General features: G+C 65.0%; 14 protein-coding genes. 3 read left to right on the top strand and 11 right to left on the bottom strand.

Annotated elements, in window-relative coordinates:
• Positions 1-195 (top strand): hypothetical protein (locus tag DTW89_RS07860; protein ID WP_201740965.1); only part of this gene is annotated, 195 nt, incomplete at its 5' end.
• A 144-nt stretch (positions 196-339) separates the two neighbouring features.
• Here DTW89_RS07860 and DTW89_RS07855 read toward each other — a convergent pair.
• From DTW89_RS07855 to DTW89_RS07840, 4 genes are read right to left on the bottom strand one after another with little or no spacing between them, the layout of a single operon-like run.
• Positions 340-1,122: an SDR family oxidoreductase gene (locus tag DTW89_RS07855; RefSeq protein WP_114655534.1), complete on the bottom strand. Its 783-nt coding sequence runs from the start codon at positions 1,120-1,122 to the stop codon at positions 340-342.
• Positions 1,123-1,148: 26 nt separating this feature from the next.
• Positions 1,149-1,766, bottom strand: coding sequence for an LPS export ABC transporter periplasmic protein LptC (lptC, locus tag DTW89_RS07850; RefSeq protein ID WP_114655533.1), 618 nt, complete (start codon positions 1,764-1,766; stop codon positions 1,149-1,151).
• A complete protein-coding gene (locus DTW89_RS07845) occupies positions 1,763-2,344 on the bottom strand; it encodes a KdsC family phosphatase (RefSeq protein WP_114655532.1) in 582 nt (193 codons plus the stop codon). The genes lptC and DTW89_RS07845 overlap by 4 nt, the downstream gene beginning before the upstream one ends.
• Complete coding sequence (locus DTW89_RS07840; protein ID WP_024813480.1) at positions 2,344-3,339, bottom strand: KpsF/GutQ family sugar-phosphate isomerase; 996 nt, start codon at positions 3,337-3,339, stop codon at positions 2,344-2,346. Before DTW89_RS07840 ends, DTW89_RS07845 begins: the two co-directional genes overlap by 1 nt.
• A gap of 48 nt (positions 3,340-3,387) precedes the next feature.
• Here DTW89_RS07840 and DTW89_RS07835 point away from each other — a divergent pair, with 48 nt between their 5' ends.
• On the top strand, positions 3,388-5,373 hold the full coding sequence (locus tag DTW89_RS07835; protein ID WP_114655531.1) for a cation:proton antiporter: 1,986 nt from the start codon (positions 3,388-3,390) through the stop codon (positions 5,371-5,373).
• Positions 5,374-5,495: 122 nt separating this feature from the next.
• On the opposite strand, the gene DTW89_RS07830 is transcribed toward DTW89_RS07835, so the two are convergent.
• The gene (locus DTW89_RS07830) at positions 5,496-8,555 is read right to left on the bottom strand and encodes an EAL domain-containing protein (protein WP_114655530.1); all 3,060 of its coding nucleotides are present in this window, start codon (positions 8,553-8,555) and stop codon (positions 5,496-5,498) included.
• Positions 8,556-8,775: 220 nt separating this feature from the next.
• On the opposite strand from DTW89_RS07830, the gene DTW89_RS07825 reads away from it, so the two are divergent.
• On the top strand, positions 8,776-9,330 hold the full coding sequence (locus DTW89_RS07825) for an adenine phosphoribosyltransferase (protein ID WP_114655529.1): 555 nt from the start codon (positions 8,776-8,778) through the stop codon (positions 9,328-9,330).
• 65 nt (positions 9,331-9,395) lie between these two features.
• On the opposite strand, the gene DTW89_RS07820 is transcribed toward DTW89_RS07825, so the two are convergent.
• The 6 genes from DTW89_RS07820 to DTW89_RS07795 form a co-directional block, all read right to left on the bottom strand.
• On the bottom strand, positions 9,396-10,259 hold the full coding sequence (locus DTW89_RS07820; protein WP_114655528.1) for a hypothetical protein: 864 nt from the start codon (positions 10,257-10,259) through the stop codon (positions 9,396-9,398).
• A 109-nt stretch (positions 10,260-10,368) separates the two neighbouring features.
• Positions 10,369-10,860: a Crp/Fnr family transcriptional regulator gene (locus tag DTW89_RS07815; RefSeq protein ID WP_024813485.1), complete on the bottom strand. Its 492-nt coding sequence runs from the start codon at positions 10,858-10,860 to the stop codon at positions 10,369-10,371.
• A gap of 80 nt (positions 10,861-10,940) precedes the next feature.
• Complete coding sequence (gene mnmE, locus DTW89_RS07810) at positions 10,941-12,362, bottom strand: tRNA uridine-5-carboxymethylaminomethyl(34) synthesis GTPase MnmE (RefSeq protein WP_114655527.1); 1,422 nt, start codon at positions 12,360-12,362, stop codon at positions 10,941-10,943.
• A gap of 91 nt (positions 12,363-12,453) precedes the next feature.
• The gene (yidC, locus tag DTW89_RS07805; RefSeq protein ID WP_114655526.1) at positions 12,454-14,166 is read right to left on the bottom strand and encodes a membrane protein insertase YidC; all 1,713 of its coding nucleotides are present in this window, start codon (positions 14,164-14,166) and stop codon (positions 12,454-12,456) included.
• Complete coding sequence (yidD, locus tag DTW89_RS07800; protein WP_111865151.1) at positions 14,163-14,456, bottom strand: membrane protein insertion efficiency factor YidD; 294 nt, start codon at positions 14,454-14,456, stop codon at positions 14,163-14,165. Before yidD ends, yidC begins: the two co-directional genes overlap by 4 nt.
• Entirely contained in the window at positions 14,453-14,929 is a 477-nt protein-coding gene (locus DTW89_RS07795; RefSeq protein WP_114655525.1) for a ribonuclease P protein component, read from the bottom strand. The genes yidD and DTW89_RS07795 overlap by 4 nt, the downstream gene beginning before the upstream one ends.
• Positions 14,930-14,945 lie beyond the last annotated feature (16 nt).

Genomic DNA, 14,945 nt, shown 5'->3' with positions numbered 1-14,945 from the left:
GGCTACGGAGGTGGCCGTGAAGGCGGCGGCGGTGGCTATGGAGGTGGTGGCCGAGGTGATGGTGGCGGCTACGGTGGCGGCGGTCGCAGTGAAGGCGGCTTTCGCAGCCCCTATGGCACGGGTTCACGCAATGGCGGCGGCAGCGGTGGCCGCAGCGGCGGCGGTGGTGGCTACGGTGGCGGCAACGGCTACTGAACCACTCACCTACAGGTTTTCTTGAGACAAGCCCCTTCGGGGGCTTTTTTCATGGCCAAGGGTTTGGAAAAATCAGGCGGCCTTATTGAAAAATGTCGGCACCCGGCACGCCATCGCATGACAGGCTTGACCCCGCCCTTCGGGCTATTGCACCTCACCCTGGCGGTGCTTGCGCGGGCGGCCTGCCAACAATTGGTCGAACAGCGCGTTCGGTAGCATGCGCAGCAGCCCGGCGACGATGCCCATCTGCCAGGGAATGACCCGGTGGCGTGCACCTGCGGCAATGGCGTTGAAAGCACGGTCTGCAAAATCATCGGCCTGCATCAGGAACGGCATGGCGTAGCGGTTCTGGCGGGTGAGCGGCGTGTCGATATAGCCGGGCGAGAGGGTGACCACACGCACCCCATGCGGGCGCATTTCGCCACGCAGGCTCTCGCAATAGCTGATGACCGCCGCCTTGCTGGCGCAGTAGGCCCCATGCCCTGGCAAGCCCCGAACTCCCGCCACGCTGGCAATACCCACCAAGGTGCCGGACTGGCGTTGCACCATGCCGTCCACAAACGGTTGGAAGGTGGCCGCCATGCCGATATTGTTGGTGGCAAAGGTGCGCGCCATGACCTCAATATCTGCGCCAATGGCGGTGTCCATGCCCACACTGATGCCGGCGTTGGCAATCACCACATCGGGCAGCCCCTGGCGTGCCTTGCAGTCCTGGCCCGCCGCCATGATGCTTTCGGGCACGGACACATCCGCACTATATATTTCATAGCTGTCAGCGCTTATCTGATGGGCGCCAGCCCATGATTTGATCTCAGATGTGCGCCGCGCCACCAGCGCCAGCCGATAGCCTTGCCGATGAAAACGCAGGGCCAGCGCCTGGCCGATTCCACTGGAGGCGCCGGTAATGAAGACGAGTGGTGCAGTCATGGGGCGGCTTCGGCGCTGTGCTCGACTTATCGCGACGCAGCAGGCATCAGAACGCCACGCACACGCCCGCGCAATTGCAGCACCTGGTCAAGGTGGTCGTATTCCATGGCGTCGGCCGTGAACCGGTCGTTGCCCCGGATGAGGACGACCGGCTGGTCTGACCGCACCCGCTCGGCCTGTGTGAAGGCGTGCAGGAATTCACCACGGAACTCCAGGCGCGGTTGCGCCGTGCCAGCGCCTCCCGGTAGCGCCTCGCGCGTGACCACCGCATTGCCAAACAACTGCACTTCAGAGCCGTCGGCGTTGCTCAGGGCGCGATCGGCCGTGGCCAGGGTCACAAGACCCTGCGGCGTCACCGATCGCATGTGGACTTTGTCGACCTCCAGGGTGTCCGTATCGGGATAATGCCGCCCCATCTCGCCCTTGATTTCGCTTTGCATCCGCCCCGTGGCATCAAAGCTCTTGACCGAAAAGAGCTTCATGAAATAGTCGGGCTGGTGTGGATTGCTGGGCCCGGCCGCTGCGGCAATGGGCGCGGGGGCATTGCGCACCAGCCACCAGGTGCCCAGCGCGAGCATCCCCATGAGGATGATCGGGAGGTAAAGTGAAAACTTTTCCCAGCCTTGGCGCATCACGGGCGTCATTGCGTGTAGTCCGCCAGCAAGGCTGCATAGCGGCCACTGGCCACCAGTAGCAGATCACAAAACTCGCGCGCAGCCCCTTCACCGCCACGCGCCACGGTGGTGTGGTGCGCTGCATGGCGAACCTCCACATGGGCATTGGCGGGGGCGCAGGCCAGGGCGCAGCGGCGCATGACGGGCAGATCGGGCCAGTCGTCACCCATGGCAGCCGCCTGCAACCACGAAAACCCCAGGCTCGCCAGCATCTGCTCGGCCGCGGGGCGCTTGTCTTCGGTGCCAAACACAGCATGCTCGACACCCAGCGCCTTCAGGCGCAGGCGCAACGGGGCCGAATCGCGGCCAGTGATCACGGCCGGGGTGATGCCGGCCTTCTGCAGCAACTTCAGGCCATGCCCGTCCAGGGTGTTGAAGCGCTTGAGCGTTTCGCCGGTTTCGCTGAAATACAGGCCGCCATCGGTCAGCACCCCGTCCACATCGAAAAAGGCCACGCGCACGCCCTGGGCCTGCAGCAGCAGCACGGGATCGAAGCTGAGCGCCGGGCTGCTGTCGGCTGCTGAAAATGAAGGGGGGATGGCGCTCATCAGATCACCTTGGCCCGCATCAGGTCGCGGATATGGACCACGCCTTCCAGCGTTCCGTTCGCGCCCACCACCAGCACGCTGGTGATGCCGTGGGTCTCCATCATTTCGGCGGCATTGACCGCCAGGGCGTCGGGTGCAATGCGGCGGGGCGTGGCGTGCATGACCTGGGCGGCCGTGGCCGTGCGCAGGTCGGCGCCCGCTTCGATGCGGCGGCGCAAATCGCCGTCGGTAAAGATGCCCAGCACCTGCCCCGCGCCATCCACCACGGCGGCGGAGCCCAGTCCCTTGGCACTCATTTCCCGCATCAATTCGCTGAAAGAAGCTTCGGGCAAGACGCGAGGGACAGCATCGCCGGAACGCATGACATCGCTCACATGCGTCAGCAGTTTGCGGCCCAGGGCGCCGCCGGGGTGCGAGCGCGCAAAGTCCTCCGGGCGAAAACCCCGCGCATCGAGCAGGACCACGGCCAGGGCATCGCCCATCGCCAGCTGGGCGGTGGTGCTGGCCGTGGGTGCCAGGTTCATCGGGCAGGCCTCGCGCTCCACGCTGCAGTCGAGCGTGAGGTCTGCGTGGCGGGCCAAGGTGGAGTTCAGCCCGCCCGTCATGGCGATCAGGGGCACGCCCAGGCGCTTGAGCACCGGCAGCAGCGCCGTGAGTTCGCCACTTTCGCCGCTGTTGGAGATCGCCAGCACCAGATCCTGGCCGGTCACCATGCCCAGATCACCGTGGCTGGCCTCGGCGGGGTGCACAAAAAAAGCCGGCGTGCCGGTGGATGCCAGCGTGGCCGCAATCTTGCGTCCGATATGGCCGCTCTTGCCCATTCCCATGACCACCACGCGCCCGGTGGTCTGCAAAACCCGCTGCACCGCCTGCACAAACCGGGCATCCACGCGGGCAGCCAACCCCCTCAGGGCAGACGCCTCGATGTCAAACGTTTCCCGCGCCAGGTGCAGGGCCTGATCCGGATCAAGAGTGGAATGGGTGGCGGGAGTCATGCGCGGATTCTATCGACCGGGGTGCATGGGCTCGGATAGCATTGGTAGATGTCCTCACTCGCGCTGACCTTGCTTTACCTACTGGCCGCGGTGTTGGGCGTGGTGGTGTGCCGCAGCCTCAAACTGCCGCCGATGCTGGGGTATCTTGCCGCGGGCGTGCTGATCGGGCCCCATGCGCTGGCACTGGCCCAGAACTCGGAGGGTGTGCGCCATCTGGGCGAGTTCGGGGTGGTATTCCTGATGTTTGCCATCGGGCTGGAGTTCAGCCTGCCCAAGCTGCGCGCCATGCGCCGCCAGGTGTTTGGCCTGGGGCTGGCGCAGGTGGTGCTGAGCATGCTGGTGGTCACGGGGCTGGCCCTGGCGCTGGCGCACCTGGTGGGTGGTGTGTGGGAGATGGGCTGGCAGTCGGCGCTGGCGCTGTCGGGCGTGCTGGCCATGAGCAGCACGGCCATCGTCGTCAAGCTGATGGCCGAGCGCTCCGAGCTCGAAAGCGAACATGGCCGCCGCGTGATGGGCATCCTGCTGTTCCAGGACCTTGCGGTGGTGCCCCTGCTGATTCTGATTCCGGCGCTCAGCTCGTCGCCCGACCGCCTGCTGACCGCCCTGGGGCTGGCGCTGCTCAAGGCCGCCGTGCTGGTGGGCCTGCTGCTCACGGGCGGCCAGCGCCTGATGCGCTGGTGGCTCACGCAGGTGGCCCGGCGCAAGAGCGACGAGCTGTTCATGCTGAACCTGCTGCTGATCACGCTGGGGCTGGCGTGGCTGACCGAGCTGGCGGGCCTGAGCCTGGCGCTGGGCGCCTTCATTGCGGGGGTGCTGGTCTCGGAGACCGAATACCGGCACCAGGTGGGCACCGACATCCGCCCGTTTCATGACGTGCTGCTGGGCCTGTTTTTCATCACCATCGGCATGATGCTGGACTGGCACATTCTGGTGGACCGCTGGGCGCTGGTGCTGGTGCTGATCACGGTGCCGCTGCTGCTCAAGCTGGTGCTCATCCTGGTGCTGGCGCGCAGCATGGGCGCCACCACCGGGGTGGCCTTGCGCACCGGCCTGTATCTGGCGCAGGCGGGCGAGTTCGGCTTTGTGCTGCTGTCGCTCACGCTGGAGAACCGGCTGGTGCAGCCAGCACTCATGAACCCCATTTTGGCGGCCATGGTGCTGTCGATGCTGGCCACGCCGTTTCTCATCATGTACAGCAATCGCATCGTGATGAAGCTGGTGGCCAGCGACTGGCTGCAGCAGTCACTGCAGATGACCACCATTGCACGCAAGTCCATCAACACCAGCAAACACGTGATCATTTGTGGTTTTGGCCGTTGCGGGCAAAACCTGGCCCGGATGCTGGACCGCGAGGGCATTCCCTACATGGCGCTGGACCTGGACCCCGACCGCGTGCGCCAGGCCGCCGCTGCCGGAAACTCCGTGGTCTATGGGGATGCCACACGCCTTCAGGCGCTGATGGCAGCTGGATTGGTGCGCGCCAGCGCGGTGGCCGTGACCTACCTGGATGTGCCGTCGGCGCTCAAGGTGCTGGCCAACACGCGCGCCCATGCGCCGCATGTGCCCGTGGTGGTGCGCACACAAGATGATCTGCACCTGGACAAGCTGCAGGCCGCCGGCGCCACCGAGGTGGTGCCCGAGTCCATCGAGGGCTCGCTCATGCTGGCCAGCCACGCGCTGGCGCTGGTGGGGGTGCCCATGCGCCGGGTGTTGCGGCTGGTGCAGGACCAGCGTGACGCGCGCTACAACCTGCTGCGCGGCTACTTCCATGGGGCCGACGACGACACCGTGAACGAGCGCGACCAGGAGCGCCTGTCTACCGTCACCCTGCCGGTAGGGGCCAAGGTCATTGGCCAGCCGCTGGGTGGGCTGGCGTTGCCCGCCATGGGCGTGCGGGTGGTCAATTTGCGGCGGGGCGACGGCCACCCGAGTGCCGCCGTGGCCGAAGCGCTGCTGGCGGCGGGGGACACACTGGTGCTCTCGGGGCACCCGGCCGCACTGGCGCTGGCCGAGGACAAGCTGCTGCAGGGGTAACAAGGCACCTTCCCATGAGGCGCAGCGCGGCAGCCCAGGCCGGGGGCGTATCCGTTGCAGCGGTCAGCAAAAATTTTGATGAAATACGGCTGAAGCCCTTATCCATAAAGCGCCTACAGCTATTATTTATATAGCAATTCAACAGGCCCTGGACGTCCGAAAAGATAGCCCTGAAAACTGCGGCAGCCGTTGCGCAATAGAAAATCGAGCTGCCCCGGGGTCTCGACCCCCTCTGCCACCACCTTCAGCCCCAGGCTATGGGCCAGCGCCACAATGGTGCAGGCAATGGCCGCGTCGTTGGGGTCGGTGAGCACGTCGCGCACAAAACTCTGGTCGATCTTGAGCTGGTCGAGCGGCAGGCGCTTGAGGTAACCCAGCGATGAATAGCCCGTACCAAAATCGTCCAGCGAAAAGCCCACACCCAGGGTGCGCAGGGCCTGCATCTTGAGGATGCTGTCCTCCACGTCGTGCAGCATCAGGCTTTCGGTCAGCTCCACCTTCAACCGGCTCGGGTCGGCGCCAGACTCTTGCAAGATTTCCAGCACCTGCGGCACAAAATGGGGGTGCCGGAACTCCTTGGCGCTGACGTTCACCGACACGCTCCAGCCAGCGGTGCGGGGTATGGCCGCCCACAGCGCCAGCTGTTCACATGCCAGCCGCATGACCAGCCGCCCCAACGGCAGGATCAGCCCGGTCTGCTCGGCCAGCGGAATGAACTCGCCGGGCGAAACCATGCCGCGCTGCGGATGCATCCAGCGCACCAGTGCCTCTGCGCCCATCACCTCGCCCTGCTCGTTCACCACCGGCTGGTAGTGCAGCAGAAACTCGTTGCGCTGCAGCGCCAGCCGGATATCCCCCTCCAGCGCCGACCGCGCGCTGGCGGCGGCCTGCATGGCGGGGTCAAAAAAGCACAGCGTATTGCGCCCCTGGACCTTGGCCTGGTACATGGCCAGGTCCGCACGCTGAAGCAATTCGTGCACCGACTGCTGCGCGTCCCGAAACAGCGCGATACCGATGCTCGGTGTGCTGTGAATCTCGCGTTTGTCCACCTGAAAAGGTTCGTTCAGCGATGCGATGACCTTCTGGGCAATCGCTTCGGCCTCGACAGCGGCCTCGGGCTCCACGCTGTGCAGGTGCTGGAGAATCAGCACAAACTCATCACCCCCGAGGCGGGCCACGGTGTCCACAGACCGCACACCAGCCTGCAAGCGCTCCGCCACCTGAACCAGCAGGTGGTCTCCCCATTCGTGACCGAACGTGTCGTTGATGGCCTTGAAGTTGTCCAGGTCCAGAAACAGCAGGGCGCCGTGGCACTCTTCGCGCGCGCACAGTTGGGCCGCCTGCGCGAGCCGGTCCAGCAACAGCCGGCGATTGGGCAGCCCTGTGAGCTCGTCATAAAACGCGAGCCGCTCGATCTCGGCCTCGGCCTTCTTGCGCTGGGTGATATTGCGTGCAATGCCGCGATACCCGGTAAATCGGCCTTCGGCATCAAAGATGGGTTCGCCACTGATGGATACCCAGATGGGCGTGCCGTCGCTGCTGGTGCGCCGCATCTCGAAGTCATGAAAGACCTCGTGGGCCTGCAGCTGCTGGCGGTGCTTGCTCCATTGCCCGGGCGCCACCACGGCGTCGGGCAGTTCCCAGCGGGTCAGGCCGTATTGCGATTCATCCGGGATATCCCGATCACGCTCTGCGCTGCCGTCGAACCGGACAAACCGGAAGTCGGCATCCTGCTCCCAGTACCAGTCCGAAGAAAGATGGGTAAGGCTGCGCCAGCGCGCCTCACTCTCCCGCAGCGCCTGCAGTGTGCCCAGGTAATCGGTCACATCGGAAAAAGTGCGCACGCGCCCACCGGCCTCGAGAAGCCGTGTGCGCACCTCCAGAAACCGCCCCGCGCGTGTTTTGCGGATATAGGTTTCGGGCACGCTGGGGCCATCCACGCGCCACGAGTGATCCGATGCCACATATGCCCGTGCGGACGGCTCGATCAACTCGAACCCGGGTCCGAAATCACCCCTGCCGGTCTGGAACCGCACCACCTCTTCCACGGTCGGCTGCGTTGCGAGCAGTTCTTCGGGCAAATCCAGCAGTTCAAGATAACGCCGGTTGTAGACACGGATGTGCCCAGTGGCATCCACGCTGGTGATGCCCTGGGAAACGCTGGCCAGCGTGCCTTCCAGCGCACGGGTTTTTTCGGCCAGCAGCGCACTGGTGCGCGCCAGCTGGGACTCGACTTCACTGCGCGCCAGCTCGGCCCGGCGGGCCAGCTCCAGATGCCCCACCGTGTTGAGCAACGGCTGCAAAAATTGCACATCTGCCTGCGAATACCCGCCGGGGCGGTTGGCCAGCCCGACCATGGCGACAAACGCCCCTGCGGCATGGATGGGCAGGCCCAGATAGCTTTCAAGTGCGGGATGCCCCGGCGGCACCCCGGTGCTGCGCTGATCGGTGCCGGGGTCATTGCTGATGACGGGCTCACCCGTCAAAAGTACCGCACCCAGCAGGGTGTGCAGGTTGTCAAAGACCATTCCCTCCTGGGCATGCTGCGCATATTGGGCGCGCGAAGCGACATCCCAGCTGATGTCGGTCATGGCATGCACGCGCAAGAATGGCTGCCCCTCGGGCTTGTGCTGCACCTGCCCCACCAGCCCGAACGCGCTGCCGGTGAGCGCCATCAATTCCTGCAGCACCGCCTCAAACGCGGCGCGAGGCGACGAGCCGGCAATGAAGATGGCCTGGGCTTGTGTGATGGCCTGCAGCAAGCGGTGCTGGCGTGCCAGCATGGCCTCGGCGCTCTGGCGCGCCCGGGCGCCCGTGCTGCGTTCCAGCACCGCCTGAATCTGCGCCGGAAGCGCCAGCAGATGGTCCCGCTGCGGGGTCTGCACGAGAAAGTCACAGAAGCCATGCCGCATGGCGTGTGCCGCCTGCGCCTCTTCTCCCTCAGGCACGATGAGCAGGGCGGGCACGTTGTCAAGCAGTTCAAGCACGTCAAAGGCAGTGCCATCCACCACGCGCCGCACCGTCAGCACCACATCGGTCTGCTGGCGGGCCAGCACAGGGCGGGCGTGGGCCAGCGAAGGTGCCACCTCGACCGTCCAGTCCAGCCAGGGATCGACCAGCGCACCCACCACTGCCTGCGCGTGGGCACAATCACCATCGATCAAGAGGACTGAGATGGGCATGGGTCAATCCGATGCGCGGACCGCAGGTAGAGCAAACGCCGCCCGCGGAACAGGGAGAAACAACATTTACCCATTATGGGGTGGACGGGGGGCAGCGCTGGTAGGTGTTTCTGGCACGCACATCCCCTCAACAGATCGGCAAGCGGCTCTTACACTCCCCCAAGGGCAGACCATGCCTTCGCCGCCTTCTTCTTTGCTCCTTGCCCCACCGCGCCATCCCATGCAGCCCCTCAGCGTCAACGACTTCCTTCGCCAGCACATCCGCACGGTCCCCGACTGGCCCGCTCCGGGGGTGCAGTTTCGCGACATCACGCCCCTGCTCCAGGACCCCAAGGTTTTCCGCGTCCTGATAGATGCCTTCGTGCACCGCTACATGGACCGCGCGCTGCGCCCCGACGTGGTGGCCGGGCTGGACGCACGCGGCTTTATCCTGGGCGCAGTGGTTGCCTACGAATTGAATGTGGGGTTTGTGCCCATCCGCAAAAAGGGCAAGCTGCCTTTCACCACGGTGGAAGAAACCTACGAACTCGAATACGGCAGCGCCACCGTAGAGTTGCACACCGATGCCGTCAAACCAGGCGACCGCGTGCTGCTGATCGACGACCTGATTGCCACCGGCGGCACCATGATGGCTGGCAAGAAGCTTCTGGAAAAACTGGGCGCCACGGTCACCGAAGGCGCCGCCATTGTCGATTTGCCGGAGCTGGGCGGATCACAGCGCCTGCGCGAAAGCGGCCTTGCGCTTTACACCCTGGTGGATTTCACCGGGCACTGACCCCCGGTTGAGCGCAGGGCCGGCAAAGGCGTGCAGTCGGGCGCCGCTGCCCGACACAGCCTATTTCAGTTGAGGTCGCCGTATTGGGTGCTGCTGAGGTCCGGAGAGGCCCCATCCGCACCGGGCATCACGGTGTCTTCAAATCCGGTCGGCCGGGAGGGTGGCAGCAAAGGTCCCGACCGCAACGGGACACCCGGCTTGCTGGCCGCGGCAGGCGCTGCCCGTGCGCCAGCGGCATCCGACAGCGCGCGCTTGAATGCCGCCACTTCGTCGGCCTCGATGGGTTCGTAGCGCGGCGCAGGGCGCACCGCAGAAGCCTCGGGGCGGGCCTGCGCAATGGGGGCTGGCCGCACAGGGGGCGCTGCGGCGGCAACCGGCCCGGCAGGGCGCAACGCAGGAGCCACGGGAGCAGCCGCCCGCACAGGCACACCGGCTGCGGCAGAGGCTGCGGGCAGAGAGGCCCCCAGCGGGGCAATGCCTTTTTGCGGAATGCCCACTGCTACATGGTCATTGATGCGCCAGTAAACCGCCGTCACCAGAATGTCGTAACGGGCCTTGGCCGTCTGGGCAATCAGCGCCTCGATCTCGCTGAGCCGCACGGTTTCTCCGCCAAACTCGCGGGCCAGGTCCATCATCACCAGAAACTGCCGGCCGCGCTGGTCCAGCGACAACACCTTGAACTTGTAACTGGCCGACAGTACCCCGGCACGCACCATGGCATCCCGCACCACGGTGTAGAGCAGTTCGCGCCGCTCCATGCGTTCATTCTTGCGGTTGGCAGCGTGCTCCACGGGCCGGGGTTCCAGGGCCGGATTGCGTCCCACCGCCAGCGGAACCGTGGCATCCGCGTTGAGCAGGCCCGAGGGTTCGATGGGCGAACGGGGTTTCGACGGTGAAGGTTTGCGGCTAAACCAACTGAACAGGGACATGGTTTGCTTTCTGGCGGAGGCACCGGTAAATATCCGAATTGAGTTTACCCGGCGCGCCCACGCGAGCACCTCCCAATGAACCCGGAAAAAGCGTGAAGAACGCCCGGTGTCAGGTAGCTGCAACGCGGCGGCGGCGGTTGCCCAGCCGTTTCGCCAGCACAGCCCCTGCGGCCATGGCCAGACCCAGCGCAATGGCGGGCTGGCGGTTGGTCAGCTCGGTAAAGCGCAAAGCCGTCAGGGTCCACAGCTTGGTCGGCGCGCTGGCCTGCACCGTGGCGCTGCGGGGGCGCATCGAAAAGAAGGCGCCTTCTCCCACCACCGACCCCGGCCCCACAATCGCCAGCCGCAGGCGCTCCTTTTCGTCTTGGTAGTGCACGCTCAGGCTGCCGCTCTCGACCAGATAAAGCGTTCTGTCCGTCGCACCCTGGGAAAACAGCACATGGCCGGCTGGCACGGCATAGGGCTGCAGGTAGGCGGAAACCGTATCCCACTGTGCGGGCGTCAGAGGATTGGACATGCTGTCGTCTGCATCCGCCTGGGCGATGGCGCTCAGCAGGCCCGTGAGATCGATTTTGGATGCGATGGGTGTAATGGCGTTCATGGTCTGTTGAAGCTAACCTTGTAACAGAGCAGGCACAAGCATTCTTTACGACTGTTTACAACAAAAGCCGGCCAATGCCGTTACTTGCCGATACAAAAACTGGAGAAGATGACACCCAGCAGGTCGTCGGACGAAAATTCGCCGGTGATGCTGCTCAGCGCGTTCTGCGCCAGGCGCAGCTCTTCGGCCAACAGGTCCAGTGCGGGGCCAAGGGCATCCAGCTGGGCCGCTGCCTCCTCCAGGTGCTGCTGCACGGTGCGCAGCGCCTGCACATGCCGGGCGCGAGCGATGTACACGCCTTCTGGCGCCGACTGCCAGCCCGCCACCTCCAGCAAAATGCGGCGCAAGGCATCCAGCCCTTCGCCCGTGCGGGCCGACAGGTGCACGGCGGCCCGCCCTGCGGACGCAGGTTGTGCGGCCCCCGGCACGCAGTCCACCTTGTTCCATACGTCGATGACGGGCACGGATGAAGGCAATTTTTCGGCCAGGGTGCTCTCTATCACTGCGTCCGCTGCCCTGTAGTCCATCGCATCCCGGCGCGCGAGGTCGTGCAGGAACAGCACCGCATCGGCGCCGGCAATTTCGTCCCAGGCGCGGGCGATGCCAATGCGTTCCACTTCGTCATCGCTGTCGCGCAGCCCGGCGGTGTCGATGATGTGCAGGGGCACGCCTTCGATCTGGATCGTCTGCTGCACCTTGTCGCGCGTGGTTCCGGCAATGGGCGTGACGATGGCCAGCTCGGCGCCGGCCAAGGCGTTGAGCAACGAGCTTTTGCCGGCGTTGGGCTGCCCGGCAATCACCACCTTGATGCCCTCGCGCAGCAGCGCGCCCTGGCGGGCCCGCTGCATTACCTGCGACAGCGTTTGCTTCAAGTTCGATAGCTGCCCGCGCGCGTCTGCCTTGCGCAGGAAGTCGATTTCTTCTTCAGGAAAGTCGAGCGTTGCTTCCACCAGCATGCGCAGGTGAATGAGCGCATCGCGCAGTGCATGGATCTCGTGCGAGAAAGCGCCCGTGAGCGAGCGGCTGGCGCTGCGCGCCGCCGCAGTGGTAGAGGCGTCGATCAGGTCGGCAATCGCCTCGGCCTGTGCCAGGTCGATCTTGTCGTTGAGAAACGCACGCTCGGTGAATTCGCCCGGCTGGGCCACGCGCAGGCCGGGCAGGGCGGGTTGGCCTGTGGCCGGGTGCGCCTGTGCGCCCGCCTCCAGGCAGCGCGCCAGCAATAGCTGCAAGACCACCGGCCCACCATGGGCTTGCAGCTCCAGCACGTCTTCCCCGGTGTAGGAGTGGGGCGCGGGGAAAAATAGCGCCAGCCCCTGGTCAATGGGTTGCCCCACCGCATCACGGAAGGGCAGGTAAGTGGCCTCGCGCGGGCGCAAGGTGCGCCCACACAAGGCTTTAACCAGCGCCCCCAGCCCCTTGCCCGACACGCGCACGATACCCACAGCCCCGCGTCCGGGGGCGGTGGCGATGGCGGCGATGGGATCGTGGTGGCGGGCGAGCATGGGCAAGGACTTTACAAGGTGGACAGAAAAAAGGCCGCTTGCGCGGCCTTTCGGGGATCAGTTCGTGGATGTCAGCGTTGCCGCTGCAGCATCACTTGAACTTCGGCAAATTGAATTGCGGCGGCACGCCCATGCGGGTGTTGATGATCCACTGCTGCGCAATCGACAGGATGTTGTTCGTCAGCCAGTACAGCACCAGGCCGGCCGGGAAGAAGAAGAACATCACGCTGAAAATCAGCGGCATGAACCACATCATCTTGGCCTGCATCGGGTCAGGTGGCGCGGGGTTCAGCGCCGTCTGCAGCAGCGAGCTGGCCGTCATCAAGAGCGGCAGGATGAAGTAAGGGTCGGGCGTGGACAGGTCGTGGATCCAGCCGATCCAGGGCGCGTTGCGCATCTCCACGCTGGACAGCAGCACCCAGTACAGCGCAATGAACACGGGGATCTGGATCATGATGGGGAAGCAGCCGCCCATGGGGTTGACCTTTTCCTCGCGGTAGATGCGCATCATCTCCTGCTGCATCTGCTGCGGCTTGTCCTTCAGACGCTCACGCATCTCCATGATCTTGGGGTTGACGGCCTTCATCTTGGCCATGCTGGCGTAGGCCTTGGCATTGAGCCAGTAAAACGCGATCTTGAGCAGCAGCACCAGGGCCACTATGGACCAGCCCCAGTTGCCCAGCAGCTTGTGCAGGTTGTCGAGCAGCCAGTACAGCGGCTTGGACAGGATGGTCAGCCAGCCGTAGTCCTTGACGAGCTCCAGGCCGGGGGCGAGCTTTTCCAGGCTGGTCTCGACCTGCGGGCCGGCAAACAGCTGCGCCTGCACGGTCTTGCTGGCGCCGGGCGCGATTTCGCCCACGGGCGTGATCATGCCCACCGAGTACAGGTTGCTGTCCACCTTGCGCATGAAGAGTTCGCGCGTGATGCCGTCACCCAGCAGCCAGGCACTGGCAAAGTAGTGCTGCACCATGGCCACATAGCCATTGGTGGCAGTCTTTTCGAACTCGGGCTTGCCTTCTTCGATCTTCTTGAAATCGACCTTCTGGTATTTCTTGGCGTCGGTGTAGACGGCAGGGCCGGTGAAGGTGGAATAGAACGACGACTCTCCGGGAGGCGGGTTGCCGTCACGCACCAGTTGCAGATACAGCTGGGGCGAAACAGCCGTGCTGCCGGTGTTCACTACCTCATGGGCCACGGCCATGTCGTACGAGCCACGCTTGAGCGTCCAGGTCTTGACCAGCTTCAGGCCACCGAGGTCGGGCGACTCAAAGCGCACGCTCAACTCGTTTTCGCCGTCCAGAAGCGCGCGCGGGCCCGGCACGGCCTGCATCACCGTTTTATGGGTGGGGTAGGCGCCACCGATCAGCCCGGTCTGGGCCACATACACCCGGGCGGCGCTTTCGTCGAACAGCAGGAAGTTGCGGCTCTTGTCCGCCATGTCCACATGCTTGAGCAGCTCGGCATGGGTGAGCGAGCCACCCTCGCTGTCGAACGTCAGGCGGTACACGTCAGTGGTCACCTCGACGCGCTCACGCGCGGCGGGCGCCGCGGGGGCGGGCTGGCCCGGCACCGCAGCCGCGCCTTGCGCGGGCGCGGCAAGCGCCGTGGTGGGCGAAGGCACGCTGGCCGCGCCCGTGGCGGTGGTCGCTGCCCCAGCAGGGCCCGGCGCAGTCTCCGTCACGGCGGGGTTGGAGGAAGGGAAGAATGTGGCCTTGTTACCGTTGTGCAGCTGCCATTTGTCCCACAGCAGAACCATGGAAAAGCCAAAAATCACCCACAGGATGGTGCGGCGAATGTCGTTCATGAAGACTTCTTTGGTGAGGATGGTTGGGTGTTGGAAGGAGAAAGCCGCGAAAAAAGCCGCATGCTGCGCGGCAATTGTTGCGGGACCGGGTCATGGCCCCCGTCACACCAGGGATGGCAGCGTACCAGCCTGCGCACCGTGAGATAACTGCCCGCCGCAGCACCATGCTGCTCCAGCGCCTGCAGCGAATAAGCCGAGCAGGTGGGCTCAAACCGGCAGGACGAGCCCAGCCAGGGGCTGAGGAACAGCCGGTAGCCCTTGACCAGCCCCATGAGTGTTGCACGCATCATGGGGCCACTTGCTCAGGCACTGGCGCCACGGCAGGACGCCGTGCCGCATGGCCAAACAACTGCAACAGTTCAGCTCGCACGGCCAGCTTGAGCGGGTCGGACGTGGCACTGACGAACTGCTTGCGATCAAACGTGGCACGCAGGCGCACCACATGGGCCGCCTGCGGCAAACGGGCCTCGAACAGGTCCGCCACGGCATAAATCTGCCGCTTGATGGTGTTGCGTGTGACAGCGCGCTTGGCCCAGCGTTTGGGCACCATGGCGCCCAGCCAGACATCATGCACGGCAAACAGGGCCTGCGACCCTTGCACAGATGGCAAGGAGTCGGGCCCTGAGGAAGCAATGGGGTTCACTGCGGCAGCAGCGCTATTGGCGTCCAGCACCAGACGGTGCAGCGCAAAATGCGCAGTGCGGGAGACAGTGCCTCCCGCCATGGCCGCCTGGAACTGCGGACGGGTTTTCAACCGTTGCACGCAAGCACCCCGTTTG

The sequence above is a fragment of the Acidovorax sp. BoFeN1 genome (genome assembly GCF_003345135.1).
Lineage (GTDB): Bacteria > Pseudomonadota > Gammaproteobacteria > Burkholderiales > Burkholderiaceae_C > Acidovorax > Acidovorax defluvii.
Note: the sequence above shows the minus strand (reverse complement) of the source record. Positions and strands in the feature narration are given on the sequence as shown.